The organism is Amycolatopsis sp. cmx-4-83, from assembly GCF_046548815.1.
GTDB lineage: Bacteria > Actinomycetota > Actinomycetes > Mycobacteriales > Pseudonocardiaceae > Amycolatopsis > Amycolatopsis pretoriensis_A.
The window spans coordinates 89,182-107,849 of sequence record NZ_JAEBEF010000018.1 but is presented as its reverse complement, the minus strand read 5'-3'; the positions used below and the strand labels follow the sequence as shown (position 1 = coordinate 107,849).

Annotated in this window: 20 protein-coding genes; 11 read left to right on the top strand and 9 right to left on the bottom strand. The window is 70.8% G+C overall.

Features of this window, described 5'->3' with window-relative positions; all coding sequences use genetic code 11:
* Positions 1-24 precede the first annotated feature (24 nt).
* Complete coding sequence (locus tag ACLJQM_RS42300) at positions 25-2,223, top strand: restriction endonuclease (RefSeq protein WP_410635949.1); 2,199 nt, start codon at positions 25-27, stop codon at positions 2,221-2,223.
* Position 2,224: 1 nt separating this feature from the next.
* Here ACLJQM_RS42300 and ACLJQM_RS42295 read toward each other — a convergent pair whose 3' ends face one another.
* Positions 2,225-2,887, bottom strand: coding sequence for a peptidylprolyl isomerase (locus tag ACLJQM_RS42295; protein WP_410635948.1), 663 nt, complete (start codon positions 2,885-2,887; stop codon positions 2,225-2,227).
* A gap of 26 nt (positions 2,888-2,913) precedes the next feature.
* Complete coding sequence (locus ACLJQM_RS42290) at positions 2,914-3,168, bottom strand: DUF2631 domain-containing protein (protein ID WP_410635947.1); 255 nt, start codon at positions 3,166-3,168, stop codon at positions 2,914-2,916.
* A gap of 94 nt (positions 3,169-3,262) precedes the next feature.
* On the opposite strand from ACLJQM_RS42290, the gene dxr reads away from it, so the two are divergent.
* From dxr to ispG, 3 genes are all read left to right on the top strand, one after another.
* The gene (gene dxr / locus ACLJQM_RS42285) at positions 3,263-4,465 is read left to right on the top strand and encodes a 1-deoxy-D-xylulose-5-phosphate reductoisomerase (protein WP_410635946.1); all 1,203 of its coding nucleotides are present in this window, start codon (positions 3,263-3,265) and stop codon (positions 4,463-4,465) included.
* Positions 4,466-4,467: 2 nt separating this feature from the next.
* Positions 4,468-5,688 (top strand): M50 family metallopeptidase, encoded by a 1,221-nt coding sequence (locus ACLJQM_RS42280; RefSeq protein WP_360780802.1) that lies wholly within the window; start codon positions 4,468-4,470, stop codon positions 5,686-5,688.
* A 132-nt stretch (positions 5,689-5,820) separates the two neighbouring features.
* Positions 5,821-6,954, top strand: a complete 1,134-nt coding sequence (ispG, locus tag ACLJQM_RS42275) for a flavodoxin-dependent (E)-4-hydroxy-3-methylbut-2-enyl-diphosphate synthase (RefSeq protein ID WP_247025242.1) — start codon at positions 5,821-5,823, stop codon at positions 6,952-6,954.
* A 19-nt stretch (positions 6,955-6,973) separates the two neighbouring features.
* On the opposite strand, the gene ACLJQM_RS42270 is transcribed toward ispG, so the two are convergent.
* Positions 6,974-7,228, bottom strand: coding sequence for a hypothetical protein (locus ACLJQM_RS42270; protein WP_020644535.1), 255 nt, complete (start codon positions 7,226-7,228; stop codon positions 6,974-6,976).
* A gap of 83 nt (positions 7,229-7,311) precedes the next feature.
* On the opposite strand from ACLJQM_RS42270, the gene ACLJQM_RS42265 reads away from it, so the two are divergent.
* Positions 7,312-8,118 (top strand): helix-turn-helix domain-containing protein, encoded by an 807-nt coding sequence (locus tag ACLJQM_RS42265; protein WP_360780805.1) that lies wholly within the window; start codon positions 7,312-7,314, stop codon positions 8,116-8,118.
* Positions 8,115-8,507 (top strand): VOC family protein, encoded by a 393-nt coding sequence (locus ACLJQM_RS42260; RefSeq protein WP_410635944.1) that lies wholly within the window; start codon positions 8,115-8,117, stop codon positions 8,505-8,507. The genes ACLJQM_RS42265 and ACLJQM_RS42260 overlap by 4 nt, the downstream gene beginning before the upstream one ends.
* 56 nt (positions 8,508-8,563) lie before the next feature.
* Here the strand turns inward: ACLJQM_RS42260 and ACLJQM_RS42255 are convergent, their stop codons facing one another.
* Positions 8,564-8,770 carry a DUF4177 domain-containing protein gene (locus ACLJQM_RS42255; RefSeq protein WP_360780811.1) on the bottom strand — a complete coding sequence of 69 codons (207 nt, stop codon included), beginning with the start codon at positions 8,768-8,770 and terminating at the stop codon, positions 8,564-8,566.
* Positions 8,771-8,870: 100 nt separating this feature from the next.
* On the opposite strand from ACLJQM_RS42255, the gene ACLJQM_RS42250 reads away from it, so the two are divergent.
* The 3 genes from ACLJQM_RS42250 to map all read left to right on the top strand — a co-directional run bounded on the left by ACLJQM_RS42250 (position 8,871) and on the right by map (position 12,461).
* On the top strand, positions 8,871-9,725 hold the full coding sequence (locus ACLJQM_RS42250; protein ID WP_247012807.1) for a GNAT family N-acetyltransferase: 855 nt from the start codon (positions 8,871-8,873) through the stop codon (positions 9,723-9,725).
* A 61-nt stretch (positions 9,726-9,786) separates the two neighbouring features.
* Entirely contained in the window at positions 9,787-11,580 is a 1,794-nt protein-coding gene (locus ACLJQM_RS42245; protein ID WP_360780814.1) for a penicillin-binding transpeptidase domain-containing protein, read from the top strand.
* 23 nt (positions 11,581-11,603) lie between these two features.
* On the top strand, positions 11,604-12,461 hold the full coding sequence (gene map / locus ACLJQM_RS42240; protein ID WP_360780817.1) for a type I methionyl aminopeptidase: 858 nt from the start codon (positions 11,604-11,606) through the stop codon (positions 12,459-12,461).
* 1 nt (position 12,462) lies between these two features.
* Here map and ACLJQM_RS42235 read toward each other — a convergent pair whose 3' ends face one another.
* From ACLJQM_RS42235 to ACLJQM_RS42215, 5 genes are all read right to left on the bottom strand, one after another.
* The gene (locus tag ACLJQM_RS42235) at positions 12,463-13,266 is read right to left on the bottom strand and encodes an ABC transporter permease (RefSeq protein ID WP_410635943.1); all 804 of its coding nucleotides are present in this window, start codon (positions 13,264-13,266) and stop codon (positions 12,463-12,465) included.
* On the bottom strand, positions 13,266-14,222 hold the full coding sequence (locus ACLJQM_RS42230) for an ATP-binding cassette domain-containing protein (protein WP_410635942.1): 957 nt from the start codon (positions 14,220-14,222) through the stop codon (positions 13,266-13,268). The genes ACLJQM_RS42235 and ACLJQM_RS42230 overlap by 1 nt, the downstream gene beginning before the upstream one ends.
* A gap of 25 nt (positions 14,223-14,247) precedes the next feature.
* Positions 14,248-15,090 carry a DUF4097 family beta strand repeat-containing protein gene (locus ACLJQM_RS42225; RefSeq protein ID WP_360780821.1) on the bottom strand — a complete coding sequence of 281 codons (843 nt, stop codon included), beginning with the start codon at positions 15,088-15,090 and terminating at the stop codon, positions 14,248-14,250.
* 69 nt (positions 15,091-15,159) lie between these two features.
* Positions 15,160-15,648 carry a hypothetical protein gene (locus tag ACLJQM_RS42220; RefSeq protein WP_410635941.1) on the bottom strand — a complete coding sequence of 163 codons (489 nt, stop codon included), beginning with the start codon at positions 15,646-15,648 and terminating at the stop codon, positions 15,160-15,162.
* A 91-nt stretch (positions 15,649-15,739) separates the two neighbouring features.
* The gene (locus tag ACLJQM_RS42215; protein WP_410635939.1) at positions 15,740-16,423 is read right to left on the bottom strand and encodes a FadR/GntR family transcriptional regulator; all 684 of its coding nucleotides are present in this window, start codon (positions 16,421-16,423) and stop codon (positions 15,740-15,742) included.
* A 48-nt stretch (positions 16,424-16,471) separates the two neighbouring features.
* Between ACLJQM_RS42215 and ACLJQM_RS42210 the strand changes: the two genes are divergently transcribed.
* Both ACLJQM_RS42210 and ACLJQM_RS42205 read left to right on the top strand, forming a co-directional pair.
* Positions 16,472-17,701 carry a CynX/NimT family MFS transporter gene (locus ACLJQM_RS42210; RefSeq protein ID WP_360780830.1) on the top strand — a complete coding sequence of 410 codons (1,230 nt, stop codon included), beginning with the start codon at positions 16,472-16,474 and terminating at the stop codon, positions 17,699-17,701.
* A 51-nt stretch (positions 17,702-17,752) separates the two neighbouring features.
* Entirely contained in the window at positions 17,753-18,649 is an 897-nt protein-coding gene (locus ACLJQM_RS42205; protein ID WP_410635938.1) for an XRE family transcriptional regulator, read from the top strand.
* Positions 18,650-18,668: the final 19 nt, after the last annotated feature.

Genomic DNA, 18,668 nt, shown 5'->3' with positions numbered 1-18,668 from the left:
TCCGGTGGCTGGCACACTTCCCCGGTGGATGCTTTCGACCTCGGACGGCTGAGTCCCTACGACTTCGAAATGCTCTGCCGCGATCTTTTCGAGCAGATCACCGGGCTGGCTTTCGAGGTCTTTCCGCAGGGACGGGACCAGGGAATCGACCTCCGGCACGTCGCGGACGACGGACGGTTGACGATCATCCAGTGCAAGCACTGGCCACGTGGCAGCAGCGCCCGCCTGGTGAGAACGATGCTCGGGGACGAACGCACGAAGGTCCGGGCGCTGGCTCCGGCCCGGTACCTGCTCGCGACCAGCATCGAATTGACCGCCGCCGCGAAGGACCAACTTGCCGAGGGTCTCGCCCCGTACGTCACGGGAGTGGGGGACATCTACGGTGTGGATCAGCTTGTTGAAGAGCTTCGCAAACGGCCGGAGATCGTCGACCGGCACTTCCGGTTGTGGCTGAGCAGTACCGCGGTGCTGCAGACGCTTCTGCGCAAGGAGAGCGTGGTGCGGTCCGCCGCTCTGTTGTCGGACATCGAGCAACGCGCGCTGACCTTTGTGCCGACGCCGGCGTTCCTCGAAGCGAAGCTGCTGCTGGCCGAGCACTCGGTCTGCATCGTGACCGGCGGTCCGGGAATCGGCAAGACCAGCATCGCCAAGATGCTCGCCGCCACCTATCACCAGCAGGGTTACGAGCTCGTCGAAATATCGCGGGACGCCGACGAGATCAACGCCGCTTGGCGGGAGGACACCCCGCAGTTCTTCTACTACGACGACTTCCTGGGCCGCAGCACGTTCGGCGACAAGCTGGGGAAGAACGAAGACGGACGTCTCCTGCAGGTCGTCGAACGCGTCCGGAGCACGGCGGGGAAACAGCTCGTGATGACGACCCGTGACTACCTCTTCAAGCAGGCCGAACAGGCTTACGGGCGGCTGGGGGAGACGGATCTTTCACCGGTCATGTACTTCGTCAACCCAGTCGGGTTCGACGCCGATGTAGCCGCGAAAGTGCTCTACAGCCTCGTCCACCATTCCGGGATCCCCGTTGCCGAAAAACGCCGCTTCGGCGACCAGTGGGTCTGGTTCGGCCTGGTTTACAGCCCGAACTTCAACCCACGGCTGGCCGAGCGGACGCTCGGGCTCAGCGGGTTCTCCGGAGCTCCGGCCTCACGGGTCGCGGAAGAGATGGCGCTCAACTTCGAGAAGCCGGAGCGGGTGTGGGAGCGAGTCGTCGAGGAGGAACTGGACGACACTTGCGTCCACGTTCTCGAGCTGATCTCGGTGCTCGATGCCGGCTCGGGTGTTTCGGTGGAGGAACTGGGTGGGGTGTGGCGCCGCTACGCCCGGGCCGCCGGGAAGTCGCACGACCTGCCGGTTCTGCACCGGTCGCTCAAGGCGCTCGATGGCGCGCTGCTGACGATCTTCGACCGCGGGGCGGGGCGCCCGTGGGTGCGCCTGCACAACCCGTCAGTGCAGGAGTACCTCCAGGGGCGGCTGCATCGAGGTCGCTGCGACCTCGACGCCTTGATCGATTGTCTTGAAGAGCCGGAGCACCTGGCCCGGCTGTTCATCGTCGGAACCAACGTGCGGGATGGTCTGATCACCGAAAAGCTGAGCCAGCGCCCGCAGGTGATGACGGGAGTGGTCTTGAACCACCTCGCCGATCCCTGTCCTTTCGAAATCCGCGATGTCCCCCGGATCTTCCGGCGCAGGCCGTTCAGTCGGTCAGGTTCGATCGGCCACCTGACAGATGTCGTCGTGCACGCCAACATCTTGCGGTCGGTGCCGCTCGCCCAGCACGCCGCGGACGATCTGGCGGAGCTCGAGGATTTCCGGCCGGTTCCGGAAAATTTCCCCGACCTCGCCGACTTGCTGGCCTCCGCCGAGGACTGCGAGGTGCTGCCTCGTACCCTCGTCGCTCAGTTCCGCCGCTCGGTGCTCGCGTGCGCGCACGAGCTGGTCCGCGGCTTCGAACCCCAGTCGTATTCCGAGTCGGAGTGGACGGGCATGGGGTGGGCGGTAGATTTCATCAAGAAGTCTTCGCCGGATCATCGCCCGCCGGGGTTCGACGTCGTCGAGGCGACCGTCGAGTCACGTCGACCTCGGAACGGTTCGGCGCGGCAGCCGGCTCTCCGAACCAGTCGGGCCGGCAGCGCGGAAGGTCGGCAGGACAAACCCACGTTCGTGATCGAACAGCTTCGGGTTCTGCTGGCGACCGCCGAGGACGAATGACCTACCAGCCCACCGAAGCCCGCTGGATCTTCACCGGATGAGCCGGTGCCCCGTCCAGCGGTCCGTCCGGGTCGGTCGGGATGATCCCGTCCGCCACCATGTGATCGATCGCCGACATCCCGCGCACCACCGTCCCCAGCACCGAATAGTTCGCCGGGATGTTCGCGAACGAATGCACGATGAAGAACTCCGACCCGTTGGTCCCCGGCCCCTGGTTCCCCATCGCGACGGTCCCGCGCGGGTAGGTCTCGGCACCCGAAACCTCGTCCGGGAACTTGTACCCCGGCCCGCCCTTCTCGACCTCGTAGATGTCCCCGCACTGCAGGACACCCAACCGGGAAGAGTTCGAAAGCCGCCAGCACTGGGACCGGTCGTAGAACCGCTGCAGAATCAGCGAAACCATGTTGTGCACCGCGCACGGCGCCGCCCCCGCGCGGTTCAGCCGGACCGTCACCGGCCCGTAGTTGAACCGGAACGTCACATCCACGGTCCCGCGGGTCGAAGCGAACGGCAGTGGGCGCACCACCGGCCGCGCCGCCGGGTTCGAAGGGGTCGGCGTGAACGTGCACCGGACCACCGGCGCGGATGCAGCCGAAGCCGCCCCCGGCGCCACCAGCAACGCACTCAGGACAGCGAGCAGAGCCAAACCCCAGCGCAGCTTCATGCCCGGAGACGTTAGCGAAAAACGGACTACTTGCGCCAGGCCGTGCGCCGCTTGCGGATGTCCAGCACGAGCAGCAGGATCAGGAACAGCGAGAGGCCGACGAGCCACACGTTCTCGGTGTTGTTCTCGTGGTTGCCCTTGATCATCACCAGCAGGATGATCGCGCTGACCCAGCCGGCGATCCGGGTGCCCTTCGGGAACGAACCGTGCCAGCCCCAGGCCGCGGACGGCTCGTCGCGGGGGTCGACCTCGGGCCGCTTCTCGACCGCCTTGCCTGCCACGATGAACTCCTCAAGACCCGTGAACCACGTACGCGCCGATGATCCCACACCTCCGGGTGCGCCGCGGACACGGGCCGCGCGACAATGGCCCGCGATGACTACCTCGCGAAGCGTTCTCGTGCTCGGCTCGACCGGGTCCATCGGTGTGCAGGCCCTCGACGTCGCGGCCCGCAACCCGCACCTGTTCCGGGTGGCCGGGATCGCCGCGGGTGGGGCGGATCCGGCCGCGCTCGCCGCGCAAGCGCTCGCCCACGGGGTCGAGGCCGTCGCCGTGACCAAGGCCACCGCCGCCGAAGATGTGCAGCTTGCGCTGTACGCCGAAGCGCAGCAGCGGGGCTACTCCCGGGGCGAGTTCAAGCTGCCGCGGCTCTTCGCGGGCTCCGACGCCGTCACCGAGCTGATCGACGCCGTCGAGGTCGACACCGTCCTCAACGCCCTGCCCGGCTCCCGCGGCCTCGAGCCCACGCTCAAAGCGCTCGCCACCGGCGCCACCCTCGCGCTCGCGAACAAGGAGTCGCTGATCGCCGGCGGGCCGCTGGTGCTCGCCGCGGCCAAGCCCGGGCAGCTGGTGCCCGTCGACTCCGAGCACTCCGCCATCGCCCAGGCCCTGCGCGCCGGGCGCAAGGAAGAGGTCGCGCGGCTCGTGCTCACCGCGTCCGGCGGTCCCTTCCGCGGCCGCAAGCGCGCCGAGCTGGCCGGGGTCACCGTCGAGCAGGCGATGGCGCACCCGACCTGGTCCATGGGCCCGCTCATCACGATCAACTCCGCCACCCTGGTCAACAAGGGCCTGGAGCTGATCGAGGCGGCCCTGCTGTTCGACATCGAGCCGGCGCGGATCGACGTCACCGTGCACCCGCAGTCGATCGTGCACTCGATGGTGACCTTCGCCGACGGCTCGACGATCGCCCAGGCCAGCCCGCCCGACATGCGGCTGCCGATCGCGCTCGCCCTGCACTGGCCGGACCGCGTTCCCGCCGCCGCACCGGCCTGCACCTGGGACAAGGCCGCGACCTGGACGTTCGAGCCGCTCGACGACGAGGCCTTCCCGGCCGTCGAGCTGGCCCGGCACTGCGGCACCGTGGGCGGCTGCCTGCCCGCCGTCTACAACGCCGCGAACGAGGAGCTCGTGTCCGCTTTCCTGGCGCAGAACACCAGCTTCACGTCGATAGTGGACACTGTTTCCGAGGTGGTGGGAGCCGCCGACGAGTGGCGTCGCGAACCGCGCGACGTCGACGACGTTCTCGCCGCCGAGCGCTGGGCTCGCGCGCGGGCCGGTTCGATCATCGAGGGGAAGTAGCGGTGTCCTACATCATCGGCGTGGTGCTGTTCGCGCTGGGGATCTGCATCTCGGTCGCGCTGCACGAGGCCGGGCACATGGTCACCGCGAAGGCCTTCGGCATGAAGGTCCGCCGGTACTTCGTGGGCTTCGGGCCCACGGTGTTCTCCTGGCGTCGCGGCGAGACCGAGTACGGCCTCAAGTGGATCCCGCTGGGCGGGTTCTGCGACATCGCCGGCATGACCGCGCTCGACGAGGTGACGCCGGACGAGGCGCCGCGCGCGATGTGGCGGTTCAAGACCTGGAAGCGCACCGTCGTGATGTCGGCGGGGTCGATCACCCACTTCATCCTGGGCTTCGTGGTGCTCTACCTGATGGCCGTGACGATGGGCCTGCCGAACCTCACGCCGCCCCCGGCGGTGCTGTCGGCCACGTCGTGCGCCCAGTCGATCACGACGGAAGAGCAGGCCAAGGCGCAGGCGCAGAACCCCACCTGCGCCGCGGACGCGCTCACCCCGGCCAGGACGGCCGGGCTCCTGGCGGGTGACAAGATCCTGTCGGTCGGCGGGAAGCCGATCGCGAGCTGGGACGAGATGCTCACCGCGGTCCAGGCCACCAGCGGCCCGACCGCGTTCGAGGTGCAGCGCGGTGAGCAGCGGCTTTCGCTCACCGTCGACGTGCCGAAGGTGCAGCGCTGGACCGCCGAAGGCGTCAAAGAGGTCGGCATGATCGGTGCTTCGCCGCAGAAGTCCTCGGCGACCACGCAGTACGGCCCGGTCGCCGCGGTCGGCGCCACGTTCAGCTTCACCGGCACGATGTTCGCCGAGACGGCGCAGCGGCTCGTCGAGTTCCCGGAGCGCATCCCCGCCGTGGTCACCGCGATCTTCGGCGGCGAGCGCGACCCGAACACCCCGGTCAGCGTCGTCGGCGCGAGCCGGATCGGCGGCGAGGCCGTCGAGCGGGGCATCTGGGTGCTGTTCTTCTTCCTGCTGGCCAGCCTGAACTTCTTCATCGGCGTGTTCAACCTGCTGCCGCTGCTGCCGCTCGACGGCGGGCACATCGCGGTGGTCTGGTACGAGCGCGTCCGCGACTGGATCCGCGCCCGGCGCGGCAAGACGGCGGGCGGCCCGGTCGACTACACGCGGTTGTCCGGGATCACCATGGTCCTCGTGCTCATCGGCGGCGCGGTGACGCTACTCACGGTGACGGCGGACATCGTCAACCCGATTCGAATCGGGCAGTAGCCGCCACGGAGGGGTTCCGGCCCCTCCCTGGCGGGTCGCACAGGCCGTAATGCTGCTCACCGTGACGGTTGACATGGTGAAGGTGGCTCGGTCGGGGTAGGTACGCTGGAAAGCGTGACCGTCGCACTCGGTATGCCCGCCCTGCCCCCGCCCGTCCTCTCCGAGCGCCGCAAGACCCGCCAGCTCCAGGTGGGCGCGGTCGGCGTCGGCAGCGACTTCCCGATCTCCGTCCAGTCGATGACGACGACGCTCACCTCCGACGTCAACGCCACCCTGCAGCAGATCGCCGAGCTGACCGCCGCGGGCTGCGACATCGTCCGCGTCGCGTGCCCGTCGGCCGACGACGCCGAGGCGCTGCCCGCGATCGCGAAGAAGTCGCAGATCCCGGTGATCGCCGACATCCACTTCCAGCCGAAGTACGTCTTCGCGGCGATCGAGGCCGGCTGCGCGGCCGTGCGCGTGAACCCGGGCAACATCCGGAAGTTCGACGACCAGGTCAAGGAGATCGCGCAGGCCGCGAAGGACCACGGCACGCCGATCCGGATCGGCGTCAACGCCGGCTCGCTCGACAAGCGGATCATGGACAAGTACGGCAAGGCGACGCCGGAAGCGCTGGCCGAGTCGGCGCTCTGGGAGGCGTCGCTGTTCGCCGAGCACGACTTCCACGACATCAAGATCTCGGTGAAGCACAACGACCCGGTGGTCATGGTGCGCGCCTACGAGCTGCTGGCCGAGCAGTGCGACTACCCGCTGCACCTCGGCGTCACCGAGGCCGGCCCGGCGTTCCAGGGCACCATCAAGTCGGCCGTCGCGTTCGGCGCGCTGCTGCGCCAGGGCATCGGCGACACCATCCGCGTCTCGCTGTCCGCGCCGCCGGTCGAAGAGGTCAAGGTCGGCATCCAGATCCTGCAGTCGCTGAACCTCAAGCAGCGCAAGCTGGAGATCGTGTCCTGCCCGTCGTGCGGGCGCGCGCAGGTCGACGTCTACACGCTCGCCGAGCAGGTCACGGCCGGGCTCGAGGGCATGGAGATCCCGCTGCGCGTGGCCGTCATGGGCTGCGTCGTCAACGGCCCGGGCGAGGCCCGCGAGGCCGACCTGGGCGTCGCGTCCGGCAACGGCAAGGGCCAGATCTTCGTCAAGGGCGAGGTCATCAAGACCGTGCCCGAGCACGCCATCGTCGAGACGCTGATCGAAGAGGCCATGCGCATCGCCGAGGAGGCCGGGGAGTCCCTCGGCCAGGGCGAGCCCGTGGTCACCGCCGGCTGAGTCTGGCCTGGGGGGAGCGTCAGCCCTGCAGGTGGTGCTGAGCGGCGTCCCGGATCTGCAGGCGGACGTTCTCGAGCGCGGCCGCCACCTCGTCGATCTGCTGCGAAGCCAGCTGGATGGCGCCCTGGATCGAGGTCGCGGTGGACGTCTCCCCGAGCAGGCCGAGCACCTGGGCCTGCAGGTCTTCGAGGTCGCTCTTGGTCGCGAGCGCGATGCCGGTCGGCACCTGGTCGGCGAGCAGCTCCAGCTGCTGCGCCTGCTCCTGGATCGTCATCGGTGGTTCCTTCCGCGGTGGGGGACGCACCCTCCGTGTTAGCAGAACCGGAACTGTCGGTGGTGACGTTTACGCTGGCATTCGTGACCGTGACCTGGGCTGTTCACGAGCCGCACCCCGTGGTGCGGCCCCTGGTCACGCGCTATGTCGGGTACCGGCAGGACGAGGTGACGCTGCCGGTCCACCGCGGCCTGCCGTCCCGGCACGTGACGTTGGTCATCAGCCTCGCCGGGCCGGTCCGGATGGCCGGGCACAGCCTGCGGGCGCTGATCGGCGGGCTGCACACGAACGCGGTCCTGATCCGGCAGGACCGCGTGCAGGAGGGCCTGCAGCTGGAGCTCGACCCGCTGGGCGTGCGCACGCTCTTCGGCGTCACGGCGGCGGAGCTGAGCGGCGAGGTGGCCGACCTCGCCGGCTTCGGCCTCGGCTCGCTGCCGGACCGGCTGCGGGAGCTGCCGACCTGGCCGCAGCGGTTCGCGCTGCTCGACGACGTCCTGGCCGCCCGGGCCGTCGAGCCGGTGGCGCCGCCGCCCGAGCTGGGGGAGGCGTGGCGCCGGCTGCGGGGTTCCGACGGGCGGGTGCGCGTCGGCGACCTCGCCGGTGAGGTCGGCTGGAGCCGCCGTCACCTGGGGGAGCGGTTCCGCGCGGAGCTGGGCCTGGCGCCGAAGCAGGCGGCGCGGGTCCTGCGGTTCGAGCGGGCCGGGCGGCTGCTGCGCCGGGGCCGCACGGACCTGGCCGCGCTGGCGGTGGAGTGCGGCTACTACGACCAGGCGCACCTGAGCAACGAGTGGCGCGCGCTGGCCGGGTGCACCCCGGGCACGTGGATCGCCGAGGAGCTCCCGTTCCTCCAAGACCAGGAGGGGGCCGCCGGGCAAGACTCGCGAGCATGACTCCTGAACCGAACGTCTGGCCCGCTCTCCGGTACGACGACGCCCCGGTCGCGGTCCGGTTCCTCGTCGACGTCCTGGGCTTCACCGAGGCACTGGTGGTGCCCGAAGGCGACCTGATCGCGCACGCCGAACTGCGCTGGCCCGAGGGTGGCGCGGTGATGCTGGGCAGCGTCCGCGGCCCGGACGGCGTCCACGACGCGATGAAGCCGGGCACGGGCGCGGTCTACGTCGTCTCGGACGAGGTGGACGAGATCCACGCGCGGGTGCGGGCCGCCGGCGCGGAGATCACGGCCGCCCTGACCGACACCGAGTACGGCTCGCACACGTTCAGCCTCCGCGACCCGGAGGGCAACTCCTGGACGATCGGCACCTACCGCGGCGCGGCCTGAAGCTCGTGAACGACTCGTTCACGTCACCAGGCGACATGAACGAGTCGTTCACGCCATCAGTCCACCGGCTTCTCGAAGGTGACCAGCAGCCCCTCGACCCCGCCGGGCCCGACCCGGCCCTTCACCTCCGCCGAAGTGATCGCCTTGAGCTGCCACCCGTCGGCCGCGTGGTCGTTGAGCAGCTTCTCGAGCTTGCCGCCCGACATCTTCCCGCCGAGCAGCTTCTCGCGGACCTCGACGACCTTGTACGTGTACCGCTGCATACGCCCGATTCTGCCCGCGGAACGCGAACCGGGCTGTTCATCTCAGCGTGTCGACGACCTCGCGTTCCGTTTACCGGCCGAATCTGGCACCCTGGACCTCGTGTTGCGGCTTGCAGGTGCACGGCTGCTCGATGATCGGGACTATCCGGCGGTCCGTGCCGCGCTCGCCGCCGACCCGGTGGGCAGCTGCATGGTCAGCGCCCGGGTCGAGGCTGCCGGTCTCGACCCGTGGCGGCTCGGTGGTGAGCTTTGGGCCGCCGACAGCCGCCCGGTTCGCGCCGGGCGGCTCCAAGGGCTGTGCTTCTCCGGGCCGAACCTGATCCCCCTGCGCGGCAACGCGCCCGCGTTGCGGTCCTTCGCCGACCGCGCGCTGCGAAGACAACGCACCTGCTCGTCCCTCGTCGGCCCGGCCGAGCAGGTGCTCGGGCTCTGGGACGAGCTGGAAGACGAGTGGGGCCCGGCCCGCGAGGTCCGGGACGACCAGCCGCTGATGGCGCTCGACGCCATGCCGCTCGTGGCCGCCGACCCCCTCGTGCGGCCGGTCCGGCCGGACGAGCTCGAGCGGTACCTGCCCGCCGCCGTGTCGATGTTCATCGAGGAGGTCGGCGTCGACCCGCGCAGCGGCGACGGCGGCGCCAGCTACCGCGCCCGCGTCACGGAGCTGATCGGCGCCGGGCGCGCGTTCGCCCGGTTCGAAAACGGCGAAGTCGTCTTCAAGGCCGAGATCGGCGCCATGTCGGCGACGGTCGGGCAGATCCAGGGTGTCTGGGTGCACCCCGAACGCCGCGGCAGCGGGCTCGGCACCGCCGGCACGGCCGCGGTCGTCAACCGGCTCGTCCGCGGCCTGGGCCGCACCGCGAGCCTGTACGTCAACGCGTTCAACACCCCCGCGCTCGCGGCCTACCGCAAGATCGGGTTCCAGCAGGTCGGCCAGTACGCGACGGTGCTGTTCTAGCCACTCTTCCGTGGCGGCGTTTCAGCCCGGCGGACACCCGCTGACCAGGCATTATCCCGCCATGAGTGCACGTCGACGCCGCGGTGTGCTCGCGGTGCTGCTGCTCGCCGCCGCGACCACGGCCGGGTGCTCGGGCGACGGTCCCGAGGACGCCCTCTCCGCCTTCCTGGACGCCGTCGCGTCCGGGGACATCGCCGCCGCCGCGGCGAACACCGACTCGCCCGACGCCGCGAAGACCGTGCTCAGCCAGGTCCGGGGCGTGCTCGATCCCGAGTCGCTCGACGTCGACGACGAAGAGGTGAAGCAGCCGGACGGCGACGTCGTCACGGCCGGCTACCGGCTGACCTGGCACCTGCCGCACGGCCGCAGCTGGTCCTACCGCGCCGACGCGCAGCTGCGCGCGGCCGAGAACGGCTGGCAGGTGCACTGGCAGCCGACCGTCGTGCACCCGCAGCTGGCCGTTGGCCAGACCCTCGGCTTGCTGCCCCAGCTGCCGGAGACCGCGCCGGTCCTCGACCGCGACGGCGTGCCGCTGATGCGCCCGCAGACCGTGATCGGCGTGGTCGTCGACCCGCAGAAGGCCGGCGACCCGAGCGCCGTCGCCGGGACGCTCGCCAAGGCGCTGCACCGGTACGAGCCGTCGGTCACCGGCCGCTCGGTGCTGGACGGGATGAGCAAGACCAAGCCCGGCGACGCCTACCCGGTGATCAGCCTGCGGGCCGGCGACTACCAGCGGGTCAAGCCGGTGATCTACGACCTGCCCGGTGTCCGCTTCGCCAGCCAGGAGCGGCTGCTGCCGGTGACCCGCGGGTCCGGGCAGCAGGTCCTGCCGGGCATCCGCGCGCTGGTCGAGCAGGAGCTGGCCGGGGCGGCGGGCTGGCGGATCGTCACCCGGGACGTCACCGGCGGCGAGTCGGCCGAACTCAAGGCCGAGCCGCCGCGGCCCGCGCCCGCCGTGACCAGCACGCTCAGCGCGCGGATCCAGGTCGCCGCCGAGAAGGCCCTCGAGACCGAGGAGTACCCGGCCGCGCTGGTGGCGATCCAGCCGTCGAGCGGCGACATCCTCGCCGTGGCGCAGAACGCCGCCGCCGACGGCGAAGGCTCGCTGGCGCTGGCCGGGCGCTACCCGCCGGGGTCGACGTTCAAGATCGTGACGGCGGCGGCCGCGCTGTCGACCGGCGACGTCGACGCCGAAAGCCCGGTCGACTGCCCCGGCACCACGACGATCGAAAACCGGGTCGTGCCGAACGAAGGCCGCTTCGACCTGGGCCGGGTCCCGCTGAAGACGGCGTTCGCGCGGTCCTGCAACACGACCTTCGCCCGGCTCGCCGCGGGCCTGCCTGCCTCGGCGCTCACCGACACCGCCCGCTCGTTCGGGCTCGGCGCGGACTTCGTCGTGCCCGGCCTGACCACGGTCACCGGCGCCGTCCCGGCCAGCGACTCGGCCGTCCAGCGCGCCGAAAACGGCTTCGGCCAGGGCACGGTGGTGACCAGCCCGTTCGGCATGGCGCTGGCCGCGGCGACCGTGCAGGCCGGGAAGGTGCCGACGCCGTCGCTGGTGAAGGGGATGCCGGCGAGCACGAAGAACGTCGGCGACGCGCCGTCGCAGGACGTCCTCGACGCGCTGCGCGGGATGATGCGCGAGGTCGTCACCGCGGGGACGGCGACCGGCCTGCGGGACATCCCCGACGTCGCGGGCAAGACCGGTACCGCCCAGTTCGGCGACGGCTCCCGCTCGCACGGCTGGTTCGTCGGCTACCGCGGCGACCTGGCGTTCGCCGTGCTGCTGACCGAGGCGGGCTCGTCGAAACCCGCGGTGCAGGCGGCCCACCGGTTCCTGGCGGGGCTCGGCTGAGCGGGCCGTCGTAAAGTGGGGGCATGTCCGTTCGTGCCCCGCTGGTTCCCGGCGTCCAGACGCCGCGCCGTGACGTCCCCAGTTCCATCGCCCGTCCCGAGTACGTGGACAAGCCGGCGCCGAAGCGGGACACCGGCAACGGCGTGCGCACGCCCGAGGTGATCGAGGCGATGCGGATCGCGAGCCGGATCGCGGCGCAGGCGCTGGAAGAGGGCGGCAAGGCGGTCAAGCCGGGCGCCACCACCGACGACATCGACAAGGTGGTGCACGAGTTCGTCCTCGACCACCACGCCTATCCCTCGACGCTGGGCTACCGCCACTTCCCGAAGTCGTGCTGCACCTCGCTCAACGAGGTCATCTGCCACGGCATCCCGGACTCGACGGTGATCGAGGACGGCGACATCTGCAACATCGACGTCACCGCCTACATCGGCGGCGTCCACGGCGACACGAACGGGACGTTCCTGGCCGGCGACGTCTCCGAGGAGGCTCGCCTGCTGGTCGAGCGCACCCGCGAGGCGACGATGCGGGCGATCAAGGCGGTCCGGCCGGGCCGCCGGCTCAACGTGATCGGCCGGGTCATCGAGTCCTACGCCAAGCGCTTCGGCTACGGCGTGGTCCGCGACTTCACCGGCCACGGCGTCGGCCCCGCGTTCCACACGCCGCCGACGGTCCTGCACTACGAAGAGCCCTCCGTCGACACGATCATCGAGGAGGGCATGACCTTCACGATCGAGCCGATGATCACGCTGGGCACCATCGACTACGACATCTGGCCCGACGACTGGACCGTCACCACGAAGGACAAGAAGTGGACGGCCCAGTTCGAGCACACCCTCGTGGTGACGGCCGACGGCAGCGAGATCCTCACGCTGCCGTGAGTCAGTGGCTCGTGGCCTTCTTGTAGCAGCGCACCGAAAGCGGCACGAAGACCGCCAGCAGCACCGCGATCCACAGCACCGAAGCCAGCACCGCGTGCTGCATCGGCCAGACGTCGTGCACCGGCATCGACGCGCTCGTGTTGCCGAACAGCTCCCGCGCCGCCTGCGTGATCGCCGAGACCGGGTTCCAGTCCGCGATCACCCGCAGGGGGGTGGGCAGGCGGCCGCTGTCGACGAACGTGTTGGCCAGGAACGTGAGCGGGAAGATCGCCACGCTCGAGACGTTGTTGAACACCTCGGGCTTGCGCACGGCCAGGCCGAGCGTCCCCATCACCCACGAAAGCGCGTAGGCGAAGGCGAGCAGCAGGACGACGCCGCCGAGCGCTTCGAGCGGGCCGGTGTGGATGCGCCAGCCGACGAGCAAGCCCACGATCCCCATGATGAGCAGGCTCGTCACGTTGAGGATCAGATCCGCCGTGGTCCGTCCGATCAGCACCGCGGCCGGGGACATCGGCAGCGATCTGAACCGGTCGATGATGCCCTTCTGCAGGTCGTCGGTCAGCCCGTAGCCGGTGACGATGCTGCCCATCGCCACCGCGAGGGTGAAGATCCCCGGGAGCATGAACTCGCGGTACGACATGCCGGGGATGTCGATCACGCTGCCGAACACGTAGCCGAAGAGCAGCACGAACATCACCGGCATGAACACGATGGACCCGAGCAGGTCCAGCGACCGGACGATCTTGATCGAGTTGCGCTTGGCGACGGTCACGCCGTCGGTCACGGCCATCTGCACCGCGTTCATCACACGGCCTCCTTCGCGGTCTCGGCCACGTCGTGGCCCGTCAGAGTGAGGAAAACGTCGTCGAGGGTGGGGCGGCGGACACCGACGTCGCGGACGTCGACGCCGTCGGCGGCGAGCAGGGCGAGCGCTTCGGTAAGCGCTTTCGCGCCGTGGGTCACGGGCACGGTGAGCCGGAACGCCTCGGCCTGCGGCTCCCCGCTGGCCAGCCGCGCCAGCGCCCGCTGCGCGACTCCGACGTCGGCGTGCGTGCCGACGGTCAGCTCGATCCGCTCGCCGCCGACCAGGTCCTTGAGCTCGTCGGCGGTGCCGCGGGCGATCACGCGCCCGTGGTCGACGACGGCGATGCTGTCGGCCAGCCGGTCGGCCTCTTCGAGGTACTGCGTGGTCAGCAGCAGCGTGGTGCCGCCGGCGACCAGTTCGGTGATGACGTCCCACAACTCGGTGCGGGCGCGCGGGTCGAGCCCGGTCGTGGGCTCGTCGAGGAACAGCACCGGCGGGTTGGCCACCAGCGCGCCGGCCAGGTCGAGCCGGCGCCGCATGCCGCCGGAGTAGCCCTTCACCGGCCGGTCGGCGGCGTCTTCGAGGCTGAACCGGGCCAGCAGTTCCCGGCCGCGGGCCTTGGCCCGCTTGGTGCCCAGGTGGTAGAGCCGCCCGACCATTTCGAGGTTCTCGGCCCCGGTCAGCTCCTGGTCGACGGCGGCGTACTGCCCCGACGCGCCGATGTGCGAACGCAGCTCGTGCGCGTCCTTCACGACGTCGAACCCGGCGACGGTCGCGTGGCCGGCGTCCGGCTTCTGCAGCGTCGTGAGGATCTGGACGGTGGTGGTCTTCCCGGCGCCGTTCGGCCCGAGCACGCCGAGCACGGTGCCTTCCGGGACCCGCAGGTCCATCCCGTCGAGCGCGGTGACGGAGCCGTACTTCTTGACGAGCCCTTCGGCCACGATGGCGTCTGGCATGGTCTTCCCCTTGTCTGCGTGGAGTTCAGGCCCGGCGGATGACGATGTCGCCGGTGTAGGTGTGGGCTTTGACCTCGACCGTTTCCGTGGTCCCGCCCGGCCCCTCGGACGGGGTGAGCGTGTTGCGCACGGAGCCGGTCAGGGAGTTGAGCTCGAGCCAGGCTGCGGTGCCTTCGCGGACGCCGACCTCGATCTCGCCGACCGCGGTCTCCAGGACGACGGCGTCGCGGATGACCTCGTTGATCCGGATGTCGCCGGACGCGGTCTTGGCGTGCACGGCCGCGTGGGCGAGGGAGACGAAGATGTCGCCGTTGGCGGTGCTGACCCGCAGGTCGCCGGTGACCTCGCCGATGCGGGTCTCGCCGTTGGAGTTCTTCAGCACGGCGGTGCCGTCGATCTCGCGGATCCGCAGCTCGCCGGAGCCGGTGTGGGCCTCGACGTGCCCGGTGGCCCGCTCGACGGTGACGTCGCCGGTGGCGGTGCTCGCCTCGAGCCGGGCGGCTTCGTCGACGTGGATGTCGCCGACCGAGGTCTTGATGCGGCTGTCGCCGACGTGACCGCTGACCCGGATGTCGCCCATGGCGGCCGTGGACCGCAGGCGCGAGCCGGCGGGCAGTTCGACCGTGATGTGCAGGGAGCCGCCCCGGCCCCACAGCTTGGTGGCGTACTTCGGGCCCTTGACCAGCAGCTCGCCGCTCGCGAACTCGACGCGGGTCTTGGCGACCGCCTTCACGTCTTCGGGTTCGGACGGGTCGGCGGGCTCGACCTCGACGGTGGTTTCCGCGCGCTCGCCGGCGACGATCCGGATGTCGGCGATGCTGACGTCGAGCGTGGCCGAGATCGGCTCGGGGGTGGCGAAAACGGGCATGGCTGCGCCCTCCTGGGGTGCTCGGGTGGCGTCTCCGCAGGTCGGAGACGTGCAGGGAAGAGGGGTGGGTTACTGGACCCAGCCGGTGTACTTCTCACCGAAGGCCGAACGGCGCTGGGTCTGGCTCTTGCCGGGACGGAGTGCGGCGTTCGCGGCCCGGACGAGCCACGCGTTGGTCGAGAGCATTTCGCGGTTCGCCGCCTCTTCGACGCGCTGCTTGAGCGCTTCGGGCAGCCGGAGGTTGATCCGGGCCACGGCGCCGTCATCGGTTTCCGGGGGTGCCGGCGGCGTTTCCTGGGGCGGCGGTTCGGGAGCGGTCGGCAGCGCGACGGCGAATTCGGCTTCGCGGCGGCGCAGGCGGACTTCGACGGAACCGGGCGCGAGGTCGCGGGTGATCTCGTCGGCCGCCGCGGAAAGGGCGTCGAGCAGGGTGAGCCGGATCGCCGATTCGAGCGGCGCGGTGAGCCGCTCGGCGAGTGCGACGGCTTCCTCGCCCGCCGCTTCGGCGGCGACCGCGAGCTCCCGGCGGAGTTCGTCTACGAAGGGCGTCAGGTCCATGGCACAACTATGGCGCCACGGTGGTGCCATGGCAACCCTGAACTGGCACCCTTAGGGGTCGATCGTGGTGCCAGCGTGGCGAATGTGCAGGTCAGGCGCTTTCGATGCGCTCCAGCAACTCGTCCAGGAACCCGCACGCCTCGGCGGCGGCCCGATCCGCGTCGCGGTCGGCGATGGCCCGGGCGAGCCCTTCGTGGCCGATCTCGGGCGCATGCTCCGCGCCCGGAGTGATGCTGGACGTCGCCGCGACGCTGGCCGTGATGACCTCGGTCAGCCCGCGGTAGAGCTCGGTGAGCAGCCGGTTGTGACCGGCGCGCACGACGGCGCAGTGGAACTCCGCGTCCGTGCGCGCGAAGTCCTCCCACCGCCCTTCTCGCAGCTCGGTCTCCCGGCGGGAGAGCACGGCCCACAGCCCGGCGACGTCTTCCTCGGTTCGCTCGGCTGCGGCCAGGCGCGCGCCTTCGACTTCCAAGGTGCGCCGGACCTGCAGGACTTCGCGCAGCTCCGACCCGCAGAGCCGCCGGATCGCGCCGGACACCTCGCTCGTGGCGCGCACGTACGTGCCATCGCCCTGCCGGACCTCCAGCAGGCCGGTGTGGGCGAGCGCGCGCACGGCTTCGCGGACGGTGTTGCGCCCGACGCCGAGCTGGTCGACGAGCTCGGCCTCGGTGGGGATGCGTTCGCCGATGGGCCATTCGCCCTGCGTGACCGCGGTCCGCAGCTGGTCGATGACCTGGTCGACGAGGCCTGCTCGCCGGGTGGTGGCCAGAGGCACAGGATTATCCCTTCATCCAATCATCCTACGTATGCGATAGTAGCGGTCATGCACGTCGAACACCGTGAATCCGGCCTCGAACCCGAACTGGACGGCGCCGTGGAGTTCCGCGCGCCGGGCGTGGTCGCCGCCGGCGTGCTGCTCGCGGTCGCGGTGGTGCTCACCGCCCTCAACCTGCGCCCGGCCATCACCGGCGTCGGCCCCATGCTCGCGGAAATGCGCCAGGACCTGGGGACGTCCGGCGTCTGGGCCGGTGTGCTCACGACGTTGCCGACGCTCTGCTTCGCCGGCGCCGGGCTGGCCGCGCCGCTGCTCGCCCGCCGGGCCGGCATCGGCGCCGCCATCGGGATCGCGCTCGGGACGCTCGCGACCGGGCTCGTGCTGCGCGTGCTCGACGGCCCGGCCGTGGTGCTCGGCGGGACGCTCGTGGCCACTGCCGGCATCGCCCTGATCAACGTGCTGATCCCGGTGGTCATCAAGGACTCCTTCCCGGCCCGCATCGGCGTCATGACCGGTGTCTACACCGCGGCCCTGCAGGGCGGCGGCGCGCTCGGGTCGGCGGTGACCCCGCAGCTCGGCGACGCGTTCGGCGGCTGGCGCCCGGCACTGGGCAGCTGGGCCGTGGTGGCCGTCGTCGCGTTGCTGGCGTGGATTCTCGCAGCCCGCGGCACCGGCCGGGCACCGAGGCACACCGATGCCGCCCAGGCCGGCCGGTCGCTGCTGCGCAACCGCCTGGCCTGGATCGTCACGGTGTTCTTCGGGCTGCAGGCGTTCTACGCCTACGCGGCGATGGGCTGGTTCCCGCAGGTGCTGATGGACGCGGGCGTGTCCCGCGACGACGCCGGCCTGCTGTTCGGCCTGGTCTCGCTGATCGCCGTGCCGATCAGCCTCTTCGTCGCGCCGATGGCCGCCCGGCAGCGCGGGCAAGGTCCGTGGATCGCGGCCCTCGGCGTGTTCGGCTTCGCCGGCACCGCCGGGCTGATGCTCGCCCCGGCGTGGTCGCCGCTGCTCTGGAGCCTGCTGATCGGGCTCGGCATGAGCGTGTTCTCGCTGGCGCTGACCGTGATCGCGCTGCGGGCGCGGACCGGCGCGGACACCGCCCGGCTGTCCGGGATGGCGCAGGGCTTCGGCTACCTGTTCGCCGCGCTCGGGCCGTTCCTCTTCGGCCTGCTGCACGACGTCGCGGGCGGCTGGACCGTGCCGCTGGCGATGCTGCTCGGCCTGCTCGTCGTGCAGGTGGTGTTCGGCGCGCTCGCCGGTCGCGGCCGGTTCGTCTGATTCTTAACTGTTAACGCCGTTCGCCGGGCCGGCGCGGCTTAAGCTCGTCCGGTGGCCGTGCCGTCCCCCGACCTCGGGGCGTTGCTGCGCGAGGGCCCGTTCGACGCCGCCCTGCGCGCGGCGATCCGCGCCCGCGGGCTGAGCCTGGACCGGCTCCGCGAACACCTGCGCACCCGCGGCGTCTCGGTGACGACGGCGACGCTGAGCTACTGGCAGTCCGGCCGCAGCCGCCCGGAACGGCGGGAGTCGGTGCGCGGGCTGCGGCAGCTCGAAGCCGTCCTGGAGGTGCCGGCCGGGTCGCTCGTCGCCTTGCTCGGCCCGCCCCGCGCGCGCCGGTCCGCGGCCGCGGAGATCGGCCGGTTCTGGCCGGACGAACGGCGGATCGACGCCGCGGTGTCCGATGTGGACACCCGGTGGGACGAGCGGCTGACCCGGCTCAGCCAGCACGACGTCGTCACCGTCGGAGCCGGCCGCGAGGAGCTGGAGTTCCGGTCGCGGCAGGTGCTGCGGGCCGAGGCCGACGGCCCGGACCGGTGGGTGGTGATCCTGCACCTGGACGAGCACGACCGGCCGCTGCCGGAACTGCGTTCGCTGCGCGGCTGCCACCCCGGCCGCAGCGTGCTGAAGCCCGAAGACGGCCTCCTCGTCGTCGAACTGCTCTTCGCCCGGCCCCTCGAACGCGGCGAAACGGTGATCACCGAGCACACGCTCGTGAACCGCGCGCCGTACCCGGTCGCGACGAACTACGAACGCAAATTCCGGCTCCCGGTCCGCGAATACGTACTCGAAATCCGGTTCTCGCCGGCCGCGGTCCCGCCGGTCTGCCGCCGCTTCGCCGAGCCCGGCGAAGAAACCGAAGTGATCCCGGAAGCCGGTGCGGTGCACGGAGTCGCGCTCAACTTCGGCCCCGGCCGGTACGGCTTCGAATGGGAATGGCCCGCCAGTTAACTGTTAAAGACTTGCGGAT

Bases quoted from the DNA above. Each gene is read 5' to 3' on its own strand.
- ACLJQM_RS42295 (WP_410635948.1), bottom strand. From the start codon at position 2,887: ATGAAGCTGCGCTGGGGTTTGGCTCTGCTCGCTGTCCTGAGTGCGTTG.
- dxr (WP_410635946.1), top strand. From the start codon at position 3,263: ATGACTACCTCGCGAAGCGTTCTCGTGCTCGGCTCGACCGGGTCCATC.
- ispG (WP_247025242.1), top strand. From the start codon at position 5,821: ATGCCCGCCCTGCCCCCGCCCGTCCTCTCCGAGCGCCGCAAGACCCGC.
- ACLJQM_RS42270 (WP_020644535.1), bottom strand. From the start codon at position 7,228: ATGACGATCCAGGAGCAGGCGCAGCAGCTGGAGCTGCTCGCCGACCAG.
- ACLJQM_RS42260 (WP_410635944.1), top strand. From the start codon at position 8,115: ATGACTCCTGAACCGAACGTCTGGCCCGCTCTCCGGTACGACGACGCC.
- ACLJQM_RS42255 (WP_360780811.1), bottom strand. From the start codon at position 8,770: ATGCAGCGGTACACGTACAAGGTCGTCGAGGTCCGCGAGAAGCTGCTC.
- ACLJQM_RS42245 (WP_360780814.1), top strand. From the start codon at position 9,787: ATGAGTGCACGTCGACGCCGCGGTGTGCTCGCGGTGCTGCTGCTCGCC.
- map (WP_360780817.1), top strand. From the start codon at position 11,604: ATGTCCGTTCGTGCCCCGCTGGTTCCCGGCGTCCAGACGCCGCGCCGT.
- ACLJQM_RS42235 (WP_410635943.1), bottom strand. From the start codon at position 13,266: ATGAACGCGGTGCAGATGGCCGTGACCGACGGCGTGACCGTCGCCAAG.
- ACLJQM_RS42230 (WP_410635942.1), bottom strand. From the start codon at position 14,222: ATGCCAGACGCCATCGTGGCCGAAGGGCTCGTCAAGAAGTACGGCTCC.
- ACLJQM_RS42225 (WP_360780821.1), bottom strand. From the start codon at position 15,090: ATGCCCGTTTTCGCCACCCCCGAGCCGATCTCGGCCACGCTCGACGTC.
- ACLJQM_RS42220 (WP_410635941.1), bottom strand. From the start codon at position 15,648: ATGGACCTGACGCCCTTCGTAGACGAACTCCGCCGGGAGCTCGCGGTC.
- ACLJQM_RS42210 (WP_360780830.1), top strand. From the start codon at position 16,472: ATGCACGTCGAACACCGTGAATCCGGCCTCGAACCCGAACTGGACGGC.